1 pseudogene is annotated in these 348 nt (G+C 38.2%); it reads left to right on the plus strand.

The window, feature by feature from the left end:
- A pseudogene (locus LJD32_RS15125) lies at window positions 1-348 on the plus strand (hypothetical protein); the annotation flags it as partial.

Below are 348 nucleotides of genomic sequence, written 5' to 3' on the forward strand. Positions count from 1 at the left end.
TTAAATGGTGCTTCATCTGCTGAAGTGAATATCCCATTGGCTTCAAATGTGACAATTCACATTGCTGGAACTTCTGCAACACAAACAGGTGGTACTGCAAAAGTCTATGGCGGACAAAGCTTTTATTTCACAGCACCATGTCAAAATTCACCATCAAATTTTGTGAGTGACAATGTATGTGGAAACGGATGTGAACGATTTACAGCGTTAGCTATTCATGATGGAGGTGCTGGAACTCAAGCACAAGGAACTTGGAACATGGATCCTGATGATGCGCGTCTTTATTTAAATATTGAATGGCTTGATTTTGGTTCTTTGGAATTAACTAAAAAGAATACAAATCAAGAT

The sequence above is a fragment of the Faecalibacillus sp. TM498 genome, assembly GCF_020589955.1.
GTDB lineage: Bacteria > Bacillota_I > Bacilli_A > Erysipelotrichales > Coprobacillaceae > Faecalibacillus > Faecalibacillus intestinalis.